Source organism: Flindersiella endophytica (assembly GCF_054779015.1).
Genome location: NZ_BAAGYY010000031.1, coordinates 341,397 through 355,582, shown reverse-complemented (window position 1 = coordinate 355,582; position 14,186 = coordinate 341,397). Strand labels below are relative to the sequence as shown.

At 68.0% G+C, this 14,186-nt stretch carries 13 protein-coding genes; 11 read left to right on the top strand and 2 right to left on the bottom strand.

What is annotated here, in order from left to right:
- Positions 1-18 precede the first annotated feature (18 nt).
- The gene (locus tag ACYVF6_RS37440; RefSeq protein WP_460528651.1) at positions 19-1,818 is read right to left on the bottom strand and encodes a gamma-glutamyltransferase family protein; all 1,800 of its coding nucleotides are present in this window, start codon (positions 1,816-1,818) and stop codon (positions 19-21) included.
- Positions 1,819-1,904: 86 nt separating this feature from the next.
- Between ACYVF6_RS37440 and ACYVF6_RS37435 the strand changes: the two genes are divergently transcribed.
- From ACYVF6_RS37435 to ACYVF6_RS37425, 3 genes are read left to right on the top strand one after another with little or no spacing between them, the layout of a single operon-like run.
- Entirely contained in the window at positions 1,905-2,267 is a 363-nt protein-coding gene (locus ACYVF6_RS37435; protein ID WP_460528649.1) for a cupin domain-containing protein, read from the top strand.
- An 11-nt stretch (positions 2,268-2,278) separates the two neighbouring features.
- Positions 2,279-3,274, top strand: a complete 996-nt coding sequence (locus ACYVF6_RS37430; RefSeq protein ID WP_460528647.1) for a Gfo/Idh/MocA family protein — start codon at positions 2,279-2,281, stop codon at positions 3,272-3,274.
- A complete protein-coding gene (locus ACYVF6_RS37425; RefSeq protein ID WP_460528645.1) occupies positions 3,271-4,023 on the top strand; it encodes a sugar phosphate isomerase/epimerase family protein in 753 nt (250 codons plus the stop codon). The genes ACYVF6_RS37430 and ACYVF6_RS37425 overlap by 4 nt, the downstream gene beginning before the upstream one ends.
- On the opposite strand, the gene ACYVF6_RS37420 is transcribed toward ACYVF6_RS37425, so the two are convergent.
- Positions 4,006-5,022 carry a Rossmann-fold NAD(P)-binding domain-containing protein gene (locus ACYVF6_RS37420; RefSeq protein ID WP_460528643.1) on the bottom strand — a complete coding sequence of 339 codons (1,017 nt, stop codon included), beginning with the start codon at positions 5,020-5,022 and terminating at the stop codon, positions 4,006-4,008. The genes ACYVF6_RS37425 and ACYVF6_RS37420 overlap by 18 nt on opposite strands.
- A gap of 238 nt (positions 5,023-5,260) precedes the next feature.
- Here ACYVF6_RS37420 and ACYVF6_RS37415 point away from each other — a divergent pair, with 238 nt between their 5' ends.
- From ACYVF6_RS37415 to ACYVF6_RS37380, 8 genes are all read left to right on the top strand, one after another.
- A complete protein-coding gene (locus ACYVF6_RS37415; RefSeq protein WP_460528641.1) occupies positions 5,261-6,520 on the top strand; it encodes an ABC transporter substrate-binding protein in 1,260 nt (419 codons plus the stop codon).
- Between the two features lie 90 nt (positions 6,521-6,610).
- Positions 6,611-7,276, top strand: coding sequence for a nitroreductase (locus ACYVF6_RS37410; protein WP_460528639.1), 666 nt, complete (start codon positions 6,611-6,613; stop codon positions 7,274-7,276).
- The gene (locus tag ACYVF6_RS37405; protein ID WP_460528637.1) at positions 7,276-9,075 is read left to right on the top strand and encodes a beta-propeller domain-containing protein; all 1,800 of its coding nucleotides are present in this window, start codon (positions 7,276-7,278) and stop codon (positions 9,073-9,075) included. Before ACYVF6_RS37410 ends, ACYVF6_RS37405 begins: the two co-directional genes overlap by 1 nt.
- Positions 8,969-9,553, top strand: coding sequence for an alpha/beta hydrolase family protein (locus ACYVF6_RS37400; RefSeq protein ID WP_460528691.1), 585 nt, complete (start codon positions 8,969-8,971; stop codon positions 9,551-9,553). The genes ACYVF6_RS37405 and ACYVF6_RS37400 overlap by 107 nt, the downstream gene beginning before the upstream one ends.
- A gap of 118 nt (positions 9,554-9,671) precedes the next feature.
- Positions 9,672-10,985, top strand: coding sequence for an ABC transporter substrate-binding protein (locus tag ACYVF6_RS37395; RefSeq protein ID WP_460528635.1), 1,314 nt, complete (start codon positions 9,672-9,674; stop codon positions 10,983-10,985).
- A gap of 9 nt (positions 10,986-10,994) precedes the next feature.
- Positions 10,995-12,308, top strand: a complete 1,314-nt coding sequence (locus tag ACYVF6_RS37390) for a hypothetical protein (protein ID WP_460528633.1) — start codon at positions 10,995-10,997, stop codon at positions 12,306-12,308.
- Between the two features lie 93 nt (positions 12,309-12,401).
- Entirely contained in the window at positions 12,402-13,331 is a 930-nt protein-coding gene (locus tag ACYVF6_RS37385) for a carbohydrate ABC transporter permease (RefSeq protein WP_460528631.1), read from the top strand.
- Positions 13,321-14,166 (top strand): carbohydrate ABC transporter permease, encoded by an 846-nt coding sequence (locus ACYVF6_RS37380; protein ID WP_460528629.1) that lies wholly within the window; start codon positions 13,321-13,323, stop codon positions 14,164-14,166. Before ACYVF6_RS37385 ends, ACYVF6_RS37380 begins: the two co-directional genes overlap by 11 nt.
- The last annotated feature ends 20 nt before the right edge of the window (positions 14,167-14,186 follow it).

The window sequence follows — 14,186 nt, the reverse complement described above, 5'->3', positions numbered from 1 at the left end:
CACGGTTGCTCGGCGAGGTCAGCGACCGGCGGCGTAGCCCTGGGCTCCGCGCGGGTTGGCGCCGGCCTTGAGCCAGCCCTCGTCCCTTGCCACCGCGCTGGTGTGGCCGAGCGTCCACGGTCCACTCACGGTGACGCGGTGGCCGCGGCCGCGGAGGCCGGCGACCGCCGCGTCTCCGAGGCGGTCCTCGACCAGCAGGTGGCCCGGCTCGGAGGTACGCGGATAGAACGACGTCGCCATGTGCAGCGAGTGGAACTCCGGCAGGTCGATCGCCTGCTGCAGGTTGAGCCCGCCGTGCACCACGTTGAGGAAGAAGTGCAGCGACCACTGGTCCTGCATGTCGCCACCCGGTGTGCCGAACGCGAGCCACGGCTCGCCGTCCCGCAGGGCGAGCGACGGCGTGAGCGTCGTACGCGGGCGGGCGCCGGGGCGGAGGCTGTTCGGCAGCCCGCGCTCCAGCCAGAACATCTGCCCGCGCGTCGTCACGCAGAAGCCCAGGCCGGGCACCGTCGGCGAGGCCTGGAACCAGCCGCCGCTCGGTGTCGCGGAGATCATCAGGCCGTCGCGGTCGACGACATCGAGGTGGCAGGTGTCGCCTCGGGTCTCCCCGTTGGGCGCGACCGTCGGCTCGCCGCTGCCGGCCGCGACCACCGCACCCGACTCGTCGAGCAGTCTCCGGATCGGCATGACCGGCTCACGCCCGCCCGGGCGCCCCGGAAGATCCTCCAGCGACGCGGCAGCGCCGTCGATCAGCCGCGCCCGCTCCGCGTTGTACGCCGGATCCAGCAACTCGCCCAGCGGAACGTCGGTGAACCGCGGGTCGCCGTACCACGCCTCCCGGTCGGCGAACGCCAGCTTGCTCGACTCCACGATCGTGTGCACCCACTCCGGCGACGACACCTCCGCGGACGCCAGATCGGTCTGCGCCAGCAACGCCAGCTGCTGCAGGAAGACCGGTCCCTGGCTCCACGGCCCGGCCTTGCACACGGTGTAGCGCCCGTAGTCGTACGTGCACGGCCGCTCGACCGCCGGCTCCCAGTCGGCCAGGTCCTGCGCGGTCAGTAGCCCGGCATGCCGCCGCCCCGACGTGTCCATCACCTCGTTGCCGCCGAAGAACGAGCCGATCGCCTCGGCGACGAAGCCGCGGTACCAAACGTCGCGGGCCGCGCGCAGCTGCCCGGCCCGATCGCCCGAAGCCGCCTCGGCCTCGGCGACGACCCGCCGGTACGTCGCGGCCAGCACCGGGTTGCGGAAGCGCTCGTTCGGCTTCGGCACCCGCCCGTCCGGCAGCCAGGTGGCGGCCGAGGTCGGCCATTCCGTACGGAACAGCTCCTCCACCGTGCCGAGAGCCGCCGAGACCCGCGGCAGCACGGGATGTCCGTGTTCGGCCAGGTGAACCGCGGGCTCGAGGATGTCCCGCAGCGGCCAGCTGCCCCAGTTCTCGACCAGCAGTGTCCAGGCACCGAACGCTCCCGGCACGACCGCGGGCAAGAAACCGGTTCCCGGCACCAGGTCGAGCCCAAGCTCTTCGAAGTGGTCGATCGTGGCCGACCGCGGCGCCACGCCCTGCCCGCAGATCACCGAAACTCCGTCGGTGCCCGCGCCGGCGCGCCGACCGTCCGACAGCAGGATCGGCACGTCCCCACCAGGCCCGTTCAGGTGCGGCTCGACGATCTGCAGGACGAACGCGGCGGCCGCGGCGGCGTCCGCAGCGTTCCCACCACGTTCGAGCACGCTCATCCCGGTGGCCGAAGCCAGCCAGTGCGTGCTTGCGACCATGCCGAGGTCGCCGACGAGTTCGGGTCTGGTGCTCACCATGAGGTCCGGGGTTCCTTCCGCAAGCCGACCATTGGCACCGAATTGGCCGTCGCCCGGCTCAATAAGGTGTGACATTGTATTGATACATGAGCTCAGACCGACTTGCCCGCGCCAAGGACAACGTTTCCGAGGACTTCCCCTGGGGCCGGCTCGACTGGTTCGTGTCCGGCGCGCTCGGCAACTCCGACGTGTTGACGGTCGGCCGCTGCACGATCGAACCCGGCCAGGCCAACCACTCGCACTACCACCCGAACTGCGACGAGGTCCTGCACGTCCTGCAGGGAACGATCCGGCACCGGCTCGGCGACGAGTACTTCGAGATGTCGGCGGGCGACACGATCTCGATCCCCAAGGGGACCGTGCACAACGCGGAGAACATCGGCACGGAGCAGGCGATCTTCCTGATCACGTTCTCGACGGCCGACCGCCAGGTCGTCAACGCGACCTAGAAGGAGCGCCCATGTCAGTCCACCGGATCGCCGTCGTCGGCTGCGGCGGCATCTCGAAGCGGCACTTCGCCGCGCACACGGCCCATCCCGAACGCGTCGAGATCGTGGCCGCGTGCGACCCGTTGCCCGAGCGGCAGCAGTGGGCCCGCGAGACCTACGGCGTGCCGCACACGTTCGGTTCGATCGGCGAGCTGATCGACCACGGTGGCTGGGAGGTCGCGGTCGTCGGCACGCCCAGCAACGTACGCGGGGTCGCCGTCGCCGAGCTCGCGGCGGCCGGAAAGCACATCCTGGTCGAGAAGCCGCTTTCGGACAACATCGCCGACGCCCGGAAGATCGTCGACACCTGCGAACAGGCCGGCGTCGTACTGGCTGTCAACCAGAACTTTCGCGACCAGTACTCCATCGGCCTCGGCCGCCGGCTGATCGTCGAAGGCCGGATCGGTGACGTGATCGGTATCGACCATCAGGACCTGATGTTCCGCCAGGACAAGGGCTGGCGGCTCGACCAGCAGCGGCACGCGCTGTCGGTGATGGGCATCCACTGGTTCGACGGCTTCCGCGTGCTGCTCGGCAAGGAGGCGACCTGGCTGTCGGCACGCACGTACTCCTCACCCGCGATCGAGTGCGCCGGCGAGACCGACGGGTTCGTGCAGATCCACTTCGGTGAGACGCCGGTCTCCTACGTGCAGAGCTTCTCCAGCAGTGTGAAACGCGTCGAGACGCTGGTGTTCGGCGAGCGCGGAACTCTGCGGCTCGACTACGGCAAGGCGGTCGTCGCCATGCCCGACGGCACCGAGGAGACAGTCCCCAATCCGTACGCCGGCGACCGCTACAACGAGTCGATGTTCAACAGCCTCGACCGGCTGCTGACCGCCATCGAGACCGGCGAGGAGCCGCCGAACAGCGGCCGGGACAATCTGAGGACGGTCGCGCTGCTGGACGCGGCGTACCGTTCGGCGGCCGAACGTACGCCGGTCGAGCTGGTCGAAGGGATCACCTGGTGAAACGCGCCTTCTCCAAGCCCACAAGGGACGAAGCCGCTCAGCGGCTGTTGTTCGAGCGCTACCAGCAGGCTGGGTACGACGGACTGCAGCTGAAGGCCAATCAGTACTCACCGTTCCTCGCCGAGCCGGCGAAGTTCCAGGAGCGGTGGGGTGACGACCCGGCCCACGTCGAGTCGCTGATCACGATGAGCCCGCTCGACGCCGACGGCACGGCGCGGCTGCGGCAGCTGTTCCAGTTCGCGGCGGCGGTCGGATCCAAGCGCGTCGTGCTGTGTCACGACGTATCGCGCGACGGCCTGACCAACGCCGACCTCGTACGGTTCGCGGGCGAGCTTTCCCAACTGGGCAAGGAAGCCGCCGACCAGGGTGTGCGGCTTTCCCTGCACCACCACACGAACCAGCCTGTGATGCACCGGCCGGACTTCGACGTGTTCTTCGACGCCGTCGCCGATGGCGCGGTGGCGCTGACCGTCGACACCGGGCACCTGATGAAGTCGCAGGTGTTCGACATCGCCGGGTTGCTGCGCGACCTCGCACCGGTCATCGACAACATCCACCTCAAGGACTTCGCCGACGGCGAGTTTCGCCTGCTGGGGCAGGGAACTGTCGACTTCGCTCCGATCCTCGAAGCGTTGTCGGCGCTCGATCCCGGGACGACGCTGTGCGTCGACGAGGAGAGCCGGGCCTCGATCGAGGAAGGCCTGCAGGTCTCCCAGACCTTCCTGCGAAGCTCAGCGATCGGCCAGTAGAGCGGCGATCCGGCTCGCCAGCAGCTCGGGCGCCCGGCTGCTCGCCTGTGCGGTCGCGCCGGCCAGGTGCGGCGACAACGCGACCGTCGGCATCGTGCGCAGCGGATGGTCGGCGGGCAACGGCTCGACGCTGAACACGTCCAGGGCCGCGCCGGCGATCCGCCCGTCGGCCAGCCGCTCCACCAGCGCTGTCTCGTCCACCAGTTCGGCCCGGGCGGTGTTGACGAGCACGGCGTGCGGCTGCAGCAGGTCGAGCTCTCGGGCACCGATCAGGTGGTGCGTCTCCGGCGTCAGCCGGGCGTGCACCGACACGACGTCGGAAGCCGCCAGCAACTCGTCGAGCTCGGCCGCCGTCACGTCGGCACGGCCGGACAGGTCGGCGAACGGATCGCTCACCAGGAACCGCAGGTCGAAACCGGACAGCCGGCGGGTGACCAGGGAGCCGATCGCACCGAAGCCGACCAGCCCGACCGTCTTGCCGGCCAGCTCCTGATAGCCCTCGGCCGGCTCCGGCGGCCGCCAGTCGCCACGGCGTACGTAGTGGTGGTTCTCGCCGATTCGCCGCAGCAACCCGAGCGTCGCCGCGACCATGAACTCCGCGACCGCGTTGGCGTTGCGGCCCGCGTTGTTGACCAGCGCGACACCTTGGCGGTCGAGCGCCGCCGTGTCGATGTTCTCGACCCCCGCCCGCAGGGTGGCGGCGAACGAGAGCGCCGGCCAGCGGTCGAGCATGCCGGACGTCAGCGGATGGAACTGCGTGACCACGCCGGCCACCCGGTCGAAGCCCACGTCGGGCAGGTCAGCGACCGTGACGGCGTTCGGGCCGCGCTGTTCGACCGTACGGTTGACGTTCACCAGCTCGTCCAGGCTGATGGCCCACTCGTGCTCGACGATGTCGTAGTCGCCGGCCAGGCGTTGGTGCAACGGCGCCGCGATCGTCGCGGCGGAGACGAGCGGGTCGCCGATCACCAGGATGATCGGTCGCGAATCGGTTGCCATGGTGAACCATCCAATCATCCGCCATACCACGGGCGCTGAATTGGACCTATCCGAACGGCGTCGAGGTCGACAGGATTTGTCCATGTCAACACGATTCAGCGGGTCGTCACCGCGGTTGACTCGCCGGGATGTGTTTCGCCTCGGCGGTGTGGCAGCCGCGGCCACGATACCTGGGCTCACCGCCTGCGCGGGTCAGCCGACCAGCAGCGGTGGTGGTAACGGTTCCAGGCTGCAGTTCATGTACTGGGGATCGGCGTTCGAGAAGACCGCGATCGAGAAGATGCTGAAGGACTTCGAGAGCTCGCACAAGGGTACGACCGTGCAGCCGATCCACGTACCAGGCGACTACGCCACCAAGGTGAACACGCTCATCGCGAGCAACCGGCTGCCGGACGTTGCCTACATGGACGCGCCGACGGCCTACCGCCTTGCCGAGCAGGGCAAGCTCGTCAACATCTATCCGTACATCAAGAAGTATCCGCAGCTGTCCGACCGGAAGCCCGACAACTTCTTCTGGTACGGCGACAAGAAGGTGGCCGGCACGCCGGCCGCCGCCGAGATCAGCCTGCTTTGGTACAACAAGCCGATCTTCGCCGACGCAGGCGTCGAGCTGCCGCCGGCCGAGGCCGCGAAGGCCTGGTCCTGGGACACCATGGTCGAGAACGCCGACCAGCTCACCCGCGATCGTAACGGCAAGCGCCCCAGCGAGTCTGGCTTCGACGCCGGAAACGTCAAGCAGTTCGGCGTTTCCGCGCAGATGGACACGCAGTGGACGTGGTATCCGCTCGTCCGCAGCAACGGCGGCGACATCGTGGACCAGACCGGTACGAAGTACACGCTGAACAGCCCGGAGTGCGTCGAGGTCTTCCAGAACCTGCAGGACCTGATCTTCAAGCACCGGGTCGCTCCGAGCCCGTCGCAGCTCGGTGCCGGCGGCGAAGGCAGCAACACGCCGACCACGACTGTCCAGTTGCAGACTCGCCGGGTCGCGATGGCGTTCGACGGGCAGTGGGTGCTGCTCGACATGGCCAAGAGCGATCTCGACTACGGCATCGGCGTGCTGCCGTCGTACCAGGAGCCGACGACCATGCAGGCCGGCAGTTGCCGGATCCTCGCGGGCTCGACCAAGCACCTGGAGCAGGCGATCGAACTCTACGCGTTCAGCGTCGACGGGAAGAACAGCGACCTGTTCAAGCAGGGCCTGTGGATGCCGGTCGAGTCGAAGTACTACGACAACGCGTCCAACATCGATTCCTGGACCAAGAACGACGCCCACCCACCGGAGTACAAGACCGCGGCTGTCGACTACCGGATGAACCACGCCGTGCGCGACTACAGCCAGGTGCTGAAGAACATGCCGTCGATCGACGAGGTGCTGACTCCTGCGCTGCAACAGATCAGCACCAACAAGGCGCCGGCCAAGGAAGTGCTCGACCAGCTGAAGCCGAAGCTGGAGCCGCTGTTGAAGGGCTGGTACCCGTCACCGGACAGCATCTAGCCCAGTGGAGCTCCTGCTCCCGCACGGTCACCTTTCTCCGAAACCGGCCGTCATTCCCTCGGGGGTTACGAGACGGCAGGAGCTGGTGGTGTGGAGATATACACGGCGGTCGCGAGCCGGCGGGCTGTGCGCGCGTTCTCCGATCGGGAGGTGCCGCGGGACGTGCTGGAGCGCGTGCTCGCAGCGGCGGCGCGGGCACCGTCCGGGGCGAATCTCCAACCCTGGAACGCCTATGTCGTGACCGGTGCCCCACTCTCGGAGCTGAAGAAGCGTACGGCCGAACGGGTGGCGGCCGGCGATCCCGGCGACGTGCGCGAGTACGACATGTATCCGTCCAGCCTGCCGTCGCCGTACGACGAGCGCAGATCGGCGGCTGCGGCGCAACGGTTCAACGCTCTGGGCATCCCACGTTCGGATCGCGATGCTCGGCGGCAGGCGATCGCCGAGAACTGGAACGGCTTCGGTGCGCCGACCGTTCTGCTGTGCTACATCGACCGCCGGCTGGGAGCGGCGCAGTGGGTCGACCTCGGCATGTACCTGCAGACCGTCATGTTGCTGCTACGCGCGGAAGGACTGCACAGTTGCCCGCAGATGGCGTGGTCGGTCTATCGCGAGACGGTCAATGCGATTGTCCCGGCGCCGAGCCGGCTCGTATTGATCGGTGGGCTGTCGATCGGATTCGAGGCCGATGACGCGTGCGAGGTCCGGATCGACCGCGCACCGCTTGCCGAAACCGTCACTTTTCTGGAGGACTGATGGTCGCGACGTCCGACTACGAACGGGCCGAGAGCTACCTGCCCTGGCATGTGAGCAAGCGCCTGTTCGCGACGAGCATCGAGCCGCACTGGACGGGCGACGGCGACCGGTTCTGGTACTCCGTCCAGACGCGCGACGGCAAGCGGTTCGTGCTGGTCGATCCGGACGCTGGAACGAAGCAGGAGGCGTTCGACCACACCCGGCTGGCTGCCGCGCTGGCCGCCGCCGGCGGTGAGTCCGTCGACGCGAGTGCGCTGCCGTTCGGCGATCTCACGTTCACCGGCGGTGGCGAGGCGGTCGGGTTCGATGCGTTCGGGAAGCGCTGGCGCTGCGAGCTGGGGTCCTACCAATGTGTGCAAGGCAGTGTTGACGATCCGGGCGAGCTGTGGTCGCCGGCGCGGGACCGGGCCGCGTTCGTGCGCGACCACGATCTGTGGATACGTACCACCGCGACCGGCGCGGAGACGCGGCTCACCCACGACGGCGAGGCCAACCGCGACTACGCGACCGCTCTGCCGTCGCCGTTGCCGCCCGCGGGCATCAAGGCGGGCAGGCCATGGCCGAAGCCTGGCCCCGCGGTGCTGTGGTCGCCCGACGGAAAGCGCCTGCTCACGCACCGGATCGACGCGCGGGACGCCGGCAGGTTCACGCTCGTCCAGTCGGTGCCGACCGACGGCTCGACCCGGCCGAAGAGCTTCAGCTACGTCTATCCGCTGCCTGGCGAGGAGAACGTCGCGCACGCGGAGCTGCTGATCTTCGATGCCGAGACCGGCCGGCGCGTCGAGGTCGGCGTGCCGCCGCTGGAGCGGCTCTACTACGGCACGCCGCTGCCGATCGACGCCGAAGCCGGCCGCGGCCGCGCGATCTGGTGGAGCGAAGACGGCTCGCGGTGCTACGTGCTACGCACCGAGAGAGGCTTCCGCAAGCTGGTGCTGTACGCCATCGACGCCGAGACGGGCGCGACCCGCGTCGTCGTCGAGGAGGCGGACGAGACACCGGTCGACCCGGGCATTACCGTCGGCTCCACGCCGTGCGTGCGCGTGCTGGGCGACGGCGCCGAGGTCCTGTGGTACTCCCAGCGCGACGGCTGGGCCCACCTCTATCTCTGTGCCGGTGGGCCGGGCGAGACGGGCAAGCCGATCCGGCAGCTGACGTCCGGCGAGTGGGCGGTGGCCGACGTCGTACATGTCGACGAAGCAGCGCGGCACGCCTACGTGCTCGGCGTCGGCCGCGAACCCGGCCGCGACCCGTACGAACGGCTGCTCTACCGCGTCTCGCTCGACGGCGGCGAGCCCGTCCTGCTCACGCCGGAGGCGGGCAGCCACACCGTTACGTTCGCGCCGAGCGGCCGGTTCTTCGTGACGACCCGGGCGCGGATGGACACAGCGCCGGTCACCGAACTCCGAAGTGTGGAAGGCGAAACCACCGTTCCGCTCGAGATCGCCGACCTGGACGACCTGCTGGAGGCCGGCTGGAGCTTCCCGGAACGCTTCCTCGCCAAGGCGCGACGGCCACACAGACGTCGCCGGCATCCTGATCAGACCCTCCACGTTCGACCCGGGCCAGCGGTATCCCGTCGTCGACGCCATCTACGGCGGTCCGCAGATGAACCGGGCGCCGGTCTCGCTCGCCGAGATCGGCGAGAGCTTCTGGCAGGCGCAAGCGATCGCCGAGCTGGGTTTCGCCGTGGTGATGGTCGACGGGCTCGGCATGCCGTACCGCTCGAAGGAGTACCGCGACGTGGCGTATCGCAACCTCGCGGACGCCGGCCTGCCCGACCACATCTCCGCGTTGCGTGAGCTGGCTGAGACGCGGCCCTGGCTCGACCTGGACCGCGTGGGCATCTACGGCCACTCGGCCGGCGGTTACGCGTCGTGCCGGGCGATGTTCGCGCATCCGGAGTTCTACCAAGTCGGGGTCTCCTCGGCCGGCAACCACGACCACCGGCTCGACAAGGCGTGGTGGATCGAGCGCTACATGGGCCTGCCGGTCGGCGAGCACTACGCCGAGCAGGCCAACCCCGCCCACGCCGGCGACCTGCGCGGCAAGCTGCTGTTGGCACACGGCGAGATGGACGAGAACGTTCACGTCGCCTCCACGCTGGCCGTCGTCAACGCGCTGATCGAGGCCAACCAGGACTTCGACCTGCTGATCCTGCCCAACCGACCGCACGGCTTCGGCGGCGATCCGTACTTCGTCCGCCGGCGCTGGGACTACTTCGTCCGGCACCTCGCCGGAACGGAACCGCCGGCGCGGTACGCCATCACCCCGGGCTGACCAGTTCTGTCCATCCTGCCAACTTGTCGTTCCGGAAATCTTGACAGACAAGTTTGCGGAGGAAGGATGGCAAGCAGGAAAACCCATCCGGGTGAGAGGTACCGCAATGTCGGCACACATGAGCGGTTTGTCTCGTCGTCGGTTACTACAGCTGGGCGGAACGCTCGGCCTCGCGGCCTCCGGCCTCGGCGCGTGCGGATCAGGGACGGGTTCGGGCGGCGGCTCGGCCACGCTGCGCTTCATGTTCTGGGGCTCGGACGACCGCGTTAAGCGGTTCCAGCAAGCCTGCCGTCTGTTCACCAAGCAGAACCCCAGCATCCAGGTCCGACCGGAGTTCGGCGCGATCGACGCGATCGAGACCAAGACGACCGTCGCGATGGCCGGGCGCAACCTGCCCGACGTGCTGTGGGTGCTCGGCAACCTGCTGCCGCAGATGGCCGCCGAGAAGCACCTCATGGACCTCACACCGCACCTCGGCAAGTCCGGCGGCATCGCGGTCGACGGGTTCACCAAGCCGGTGCTCGCGCCGGGCATCGTCGACGGGAAGCAGTACGCCCTCACGCACGGCCTGCAGTCCGTCGGGCTGTTCGCGCGCAAGGACGTGCTCGACGAGGTGGGCATCCCGGTCAAGCAGTATCCCGACGCCTACACCTGGGACGAGTACGCCGAGTACTGCATACGTATCCACCAGGCCAAGGGCGGCAAGTTCTACGGCACGGACGACCCGAACTACGCCGGCGCCGGCAACTTCTTCCGTGCGTACGCTCGCCAGCACGGCCAGGACCTGTGGAGCGAGAACGGCGACCTGGGCTTCACACGGGACCTGCTGACCGAGTGGCTGGGGTACTGGAAGCGTCTGCGGGACAGCAAGGCCGCGGTCCCACCGGCCCTCGCGCTGGAGCAGAACCCCTATTTCGAAGGCGCGCCGATGATTCGCGGGCTGTCGGCCTTCCACATGCGCAACTCCAACCAGCTGCTCGAGCTCAGCGGGCTCGCGAAGTTCCCACTGGTGCTGATGCCGGTGCCCGGCAACGGCGGCGCCGGCAACGCCAACGTCGCGCTGGACGCGAACCTGCTCGGGGTCGCGGCGAACACCAAACATCCGGAGGCCGCGCTGAAGTTCGCGAACTTCCTGCTGAACGATGTCGAGCGGGCGAAGGTGATCGGCACGACGATCGGTGGTCCGCCGACGCAGAGGATCCGGGACGCGATCGAGCCGGCGGTCACCGACGCCGAACGGCCGTTCCTGAAATACATCGGTTTCGAAGCGAGCACGAAGTCCAAGCCCGTACCACAGTCACGGCCGACTGCCGGGGCGTTCCAGGACGAGATGACCAAGGCGCTGGAGAACCTCGCGTACGGCAAGGCGACGATCCCGCAGACCGTCGACCTGATCTTCGGTGACCTGCGCGCCAAGCTCCAGCAGAAGTAGAGGATCCTCATGCCCCTCGACGAGATCGCCGCCAGCCTTTACGCCTGGGACCTCGCGGACGAGGGTGCCGGCCACTGCCTCGACGTGTTGGCCGCCCGGGCCGAGGTCAACTCGGCGTACCTGGTCGGCATGATGCACAAGGAGAAGCGGCCGCTGCACGCGCGGTTCTACCCGCACAACCCCGTGCGCCGCTACTACGTGCCGGAGGACAGCCGGGCGTACTGGAAGCCGAACGCCAAGCACTACGGGCGGATCAAGCCGCTCACGTCGTCGCGCGACTTCCTCGAGGGCCAGGACTGGCTGCAGGTCCTGATCGACGCGGCCCGCGAGCGCGGGATGCGGACCGGCTGCGAGATCTCGCACACGATCGTCGACGCGGAGTACGCACGCGAGAACTATCCGGACGTCCTGCAGCGGGACGTGCGCGGCAACATCGTCGGCGCGTTCGAGGCCGTGGAGGCCCGGCGGGCGTTGCCCTGCCTCAACCACCCGGACGTGCAGGAGTACATCGTCGGGTTGTTCACCGACCTGGCCGTCAACTACGACGTCGACTACGTGCAGACCTGCCTGGTGCTGTTCGGCGCCGGCCGGGACGGCGGACGGATGCACTCGGCCGGACCGCAGGCCTGGCACGAGTTGCTCGGTGTCTCGACCGGTGGCTGCTTCTGCGACGCCTGTAAGGCCAAGGCCGAGCGAGAGGGCTTGGACTGGAACGGCATGGTCGCCGAGGTCGGCCACCTGGCCAGGCTGTCGACGCACGACGGCCTGGAAGCGTTGCACGAAAGGCAGTTGCTCGACGAGTCGCGCTGGACCGAGTCGGCCATGCTGATCGAGAACGACGCGTTCATGACGTGGCTGCGGTTCCGCAAGCGTTCGGTGACAGAGCTGTTCGCGCACGTACGCGAGGCGGTGAAGTCGGCCGGCAGGGATGTGGAGCTCCGCTACAACACCTACATGGCGGCGCCCGAACGTGCCGGGCTCGATTTCAAGGCGGCGTTCGAGTACGTCGACTCCGTACGCGAGTCGGACTACTCCGACCAGCACGGCACGGACGAAGGCGTGGCCATCAAACGGGCCAAGCTGATGAAGGCGCGGCGGGCGTTGCGCGAGGACCAGAAACTCCTGGCCGCACTGGGAGTCCGGCCGAACGCGACGCCCGAGACGTTGCGGGCGAGTGTGAAGGCGGCGGTCGACTCCGGCTGTGACGGGCTCTCGCTCGGCCACTACGACGGCGCCACGATGGAACGCCTCGAGGCGGTCCGCGAGGGGTTGCGCGAATGGGAGGGGCAGGAGAAGTACTGGCAGCCGCAACCGCCCAGCTGAGCCACGCCGGCTCCGCACCAACTGCACGAGCCGCACGACACACACGACACGCACGACACGCACGACACGCACGACACCGAAAGGGACGCGCCGATGACCGTTACGGGCCAGACGGTCCGCGCGCCGTCGTCGGCGGCCGGCCGGGCGCCCGTGGGCCGGCGGTCCCTGGTGGCGTACCTCTTCCTGCTGCCGTGGTTCCTCGGCGTGCTGCTGATCACGCTGGCGCCGATGGTCGTGTCGCTGTACCTGTCGTTCACCACCTATCAGCTCGGCGGATCGCCGGCGTGGGTGGGCCTCGCCAACTATCAACGGATGGTCAGCGACCCCAGCTTCGTGGCATCGGCGGTCGTGACCGCGAAGTACGTGTTCGTCTCCGTGCCGCTGCAGCTGGTGTTCGCGTTGCTGATCGCCGTGACGCTCAACCGCGGCGTGCGCGGGTTGGCGATCTATCGCTCGATCTACTACCTGCCTTCGCTGCTCGGCGGCAGCGTCGCGGTCGCGGTGCTGTGGCGGCAGCTGTTCGCCAGCGACGGCCTGCTGCCACAGCTCGCCGGCAGGTTCGGCATCCAGATGGGATCGTGGATCTCCGAGCCGGCGCATGCCCTTGACACGTTGATGATTCTCAACGTCTGGACGTTCGGCTCGCCGATGGTCATCTTCCTGGCCGGCCTGCGGCAGATCCCGGAGGAACTGATCGAGGCCGCGAAGGTCGACGGCGCCAGCGCGGTGAGGCGGTTCTGGTCGGTCGTGCTGCCGCTGCTGAGCCCGGTCATCTTCTTCAACCTGGTGCTGCAGCTGATCGGATCGTTCCAGGCGTTCACCCCGGCCTACATCATCTCGTCCGGCTCTGGCGGGCCGTCGAACTCGACGTTGTTCTACACGCTCTATCTCTTCCAGTCCGGCTTCCAGAAGTTCGAGATGGGGTACGCCAGCGCGCTGGCCTGGGTGCTGTTCGTCGTGATCGGCCTGTTCACGGCGCTCAACTTCGCCGTGTCGAAGTACTGGGTGCACTATGAGACGTAGAGGTGCCGGGCTGTGGGTGCTGCGCAGCGGTTGGAAGCACCTGTTGCTGATCGGGTTCGCCGCGGTCATGGTCTATCCGCTGGTCTGGATGCTGACCCGGTCGTTCCTGCCCAACAACGAGATCTTCGCCTCCGGCGGCGGTGGCGGCGGGCTCTCACTGGACAACTACGTCGAGGGCTGGAACTCCCTCGGCGTGCCGTTCGGCCGGTTCATGTTCAACTCGATGCTCGTCGCCGCGCTGTGTATCGCGGGCAACCTGATCTCGTGCACGCTCGCGGCGTACGCCTTCGCCCGCCTGCGATTCCGCTTCCGGCGGGCGATGTTCGCGGTGATGCTCGCGACCATCATGCTGCCGTTCCACGTCACGATCGTGCCGCAGTACATCATCTTCAACCACTTCGGACTGGTCGACACCTATGTCCCGCTGATCCTGCCGAAGTTTCTCGGCGTGGAGTCGTTCTTCGTGTTCCTGATGGTGCAGTTCATCCGCGGGCTGCCGACCAGCCTCGACGACGCGGCGGCGATCGACGGCGCCGGGCCGCTGCGTACGTTCTGGAGCGTGATCCTGCCGCTGTGCCTGCCGGCGATCGGCGTGACGGCGGTGTTCACGTTCATCTGGACGTGGAACGACTTCTTCACACCGCTGCTCTACCTCAACAGTCCGGAGAAGTACACCGTGCCGATCGGGCTCAGCGCGTTCCAGGACTCCACTGGGCTCAGCAACTACGGCGCGCTGTTCGCGATGTCGATCGTGACCCTGCTGCCGGTGTTCGCGGTCTTTCTGCTGGCCCAGAAGGCGCTGACCCAGGGCATCGCGACGACCGGCCTGAAGTAGGACCTAGAAGAGGGAGAACA

What these genes read in the sequence shown, in the direction of transcription:
- ACYVF6_RS37390 (WP_460528633.1), top strand. Translation starts at nt 10,995, where the DNA reads ATGCCCCTCGACGAGATCGCCGCCAGCCTTTACGCCTGGGACCTCGCG.
- ACYVF6_RS37435 (WP_460528649.1), top strand. Translation starts at nt 1,905, where the DNA reads ATGAGCTCAGACCGACTTGCCCGCGCCAAGGACAACGTTTCCGAGGAC.
- ACYVF6_RS37430 (WP_460528647.1), top strand. Translation starts at nt 2,279, where the DNA reads ATGTCAGTCCACCGGATCGCCGTCGTCGGCTGCGGCGGCATCTCGAAG.
- ACYVF6_RS37400 (WP_460528691.1), top strand. Translation starts at nt 8,969, where the DNA reads ATGGTCGACGGGCTCGGCATGCCGTACCGCTCGAAGGAGTACCGCGAC.
- ACYVF6_RS37385 (WP_460528631.1), top strand. Translation starts at nt 12,402, where the DNA reads ATGACCGTTACGGGCCAGACGGTCCGCGCGCCGTCGTCGGCGGCCGGC.
- ACYVF6_RS37420 (WP_460528643.1), bottom strand. Translation starts at nt 5,022, where the DNA reads ATGGCAACCGATTCGCGACCGATCATCCTGGTGATCGGCGACCCGCTC.
- ACYVF6_RS37380 (WP_460528629.1), top strand. Translation starts at nt 13,321, where the DNA reads ATGAGACGTAGAGGTGCCGGGCTGTGGGTGCTGCGCAGCGGTTGGAAG.
- ACYVF6_RS37440 (WP_460528651.1), bottom strand. Translation starts at nt 1,818, where the DNA reads ATGGTGAGCACCAGACCCGAACTCGTCGGCGACCTCGGCATGGTCGCA.
- ACYVF6_RS37415 (WP_460528641.1), top strand. Translation starts at nt 5,261, where the DNA reads ATGTACTGGGGATCGGCGTTCGAGAAGACCGCGATCGAGAAGATGCTG.
- ACYVF6_RS37395 (WP_460528635.1), top strand. Translation starts at nt 9,672, where the DNA reads ATGAGCGGTTTGTCTCGTCGTCGGTTACTACAGCTGGGCGGAACGCTC.
- ACYVF6_RS37405 (WP_460528637.1), top strand. Translation starts at nt 7,276, where the DNA reads ATGGTCGCGACGTCCGACTACGAACGGGCCGAGAGCTACCTGCCCTGG.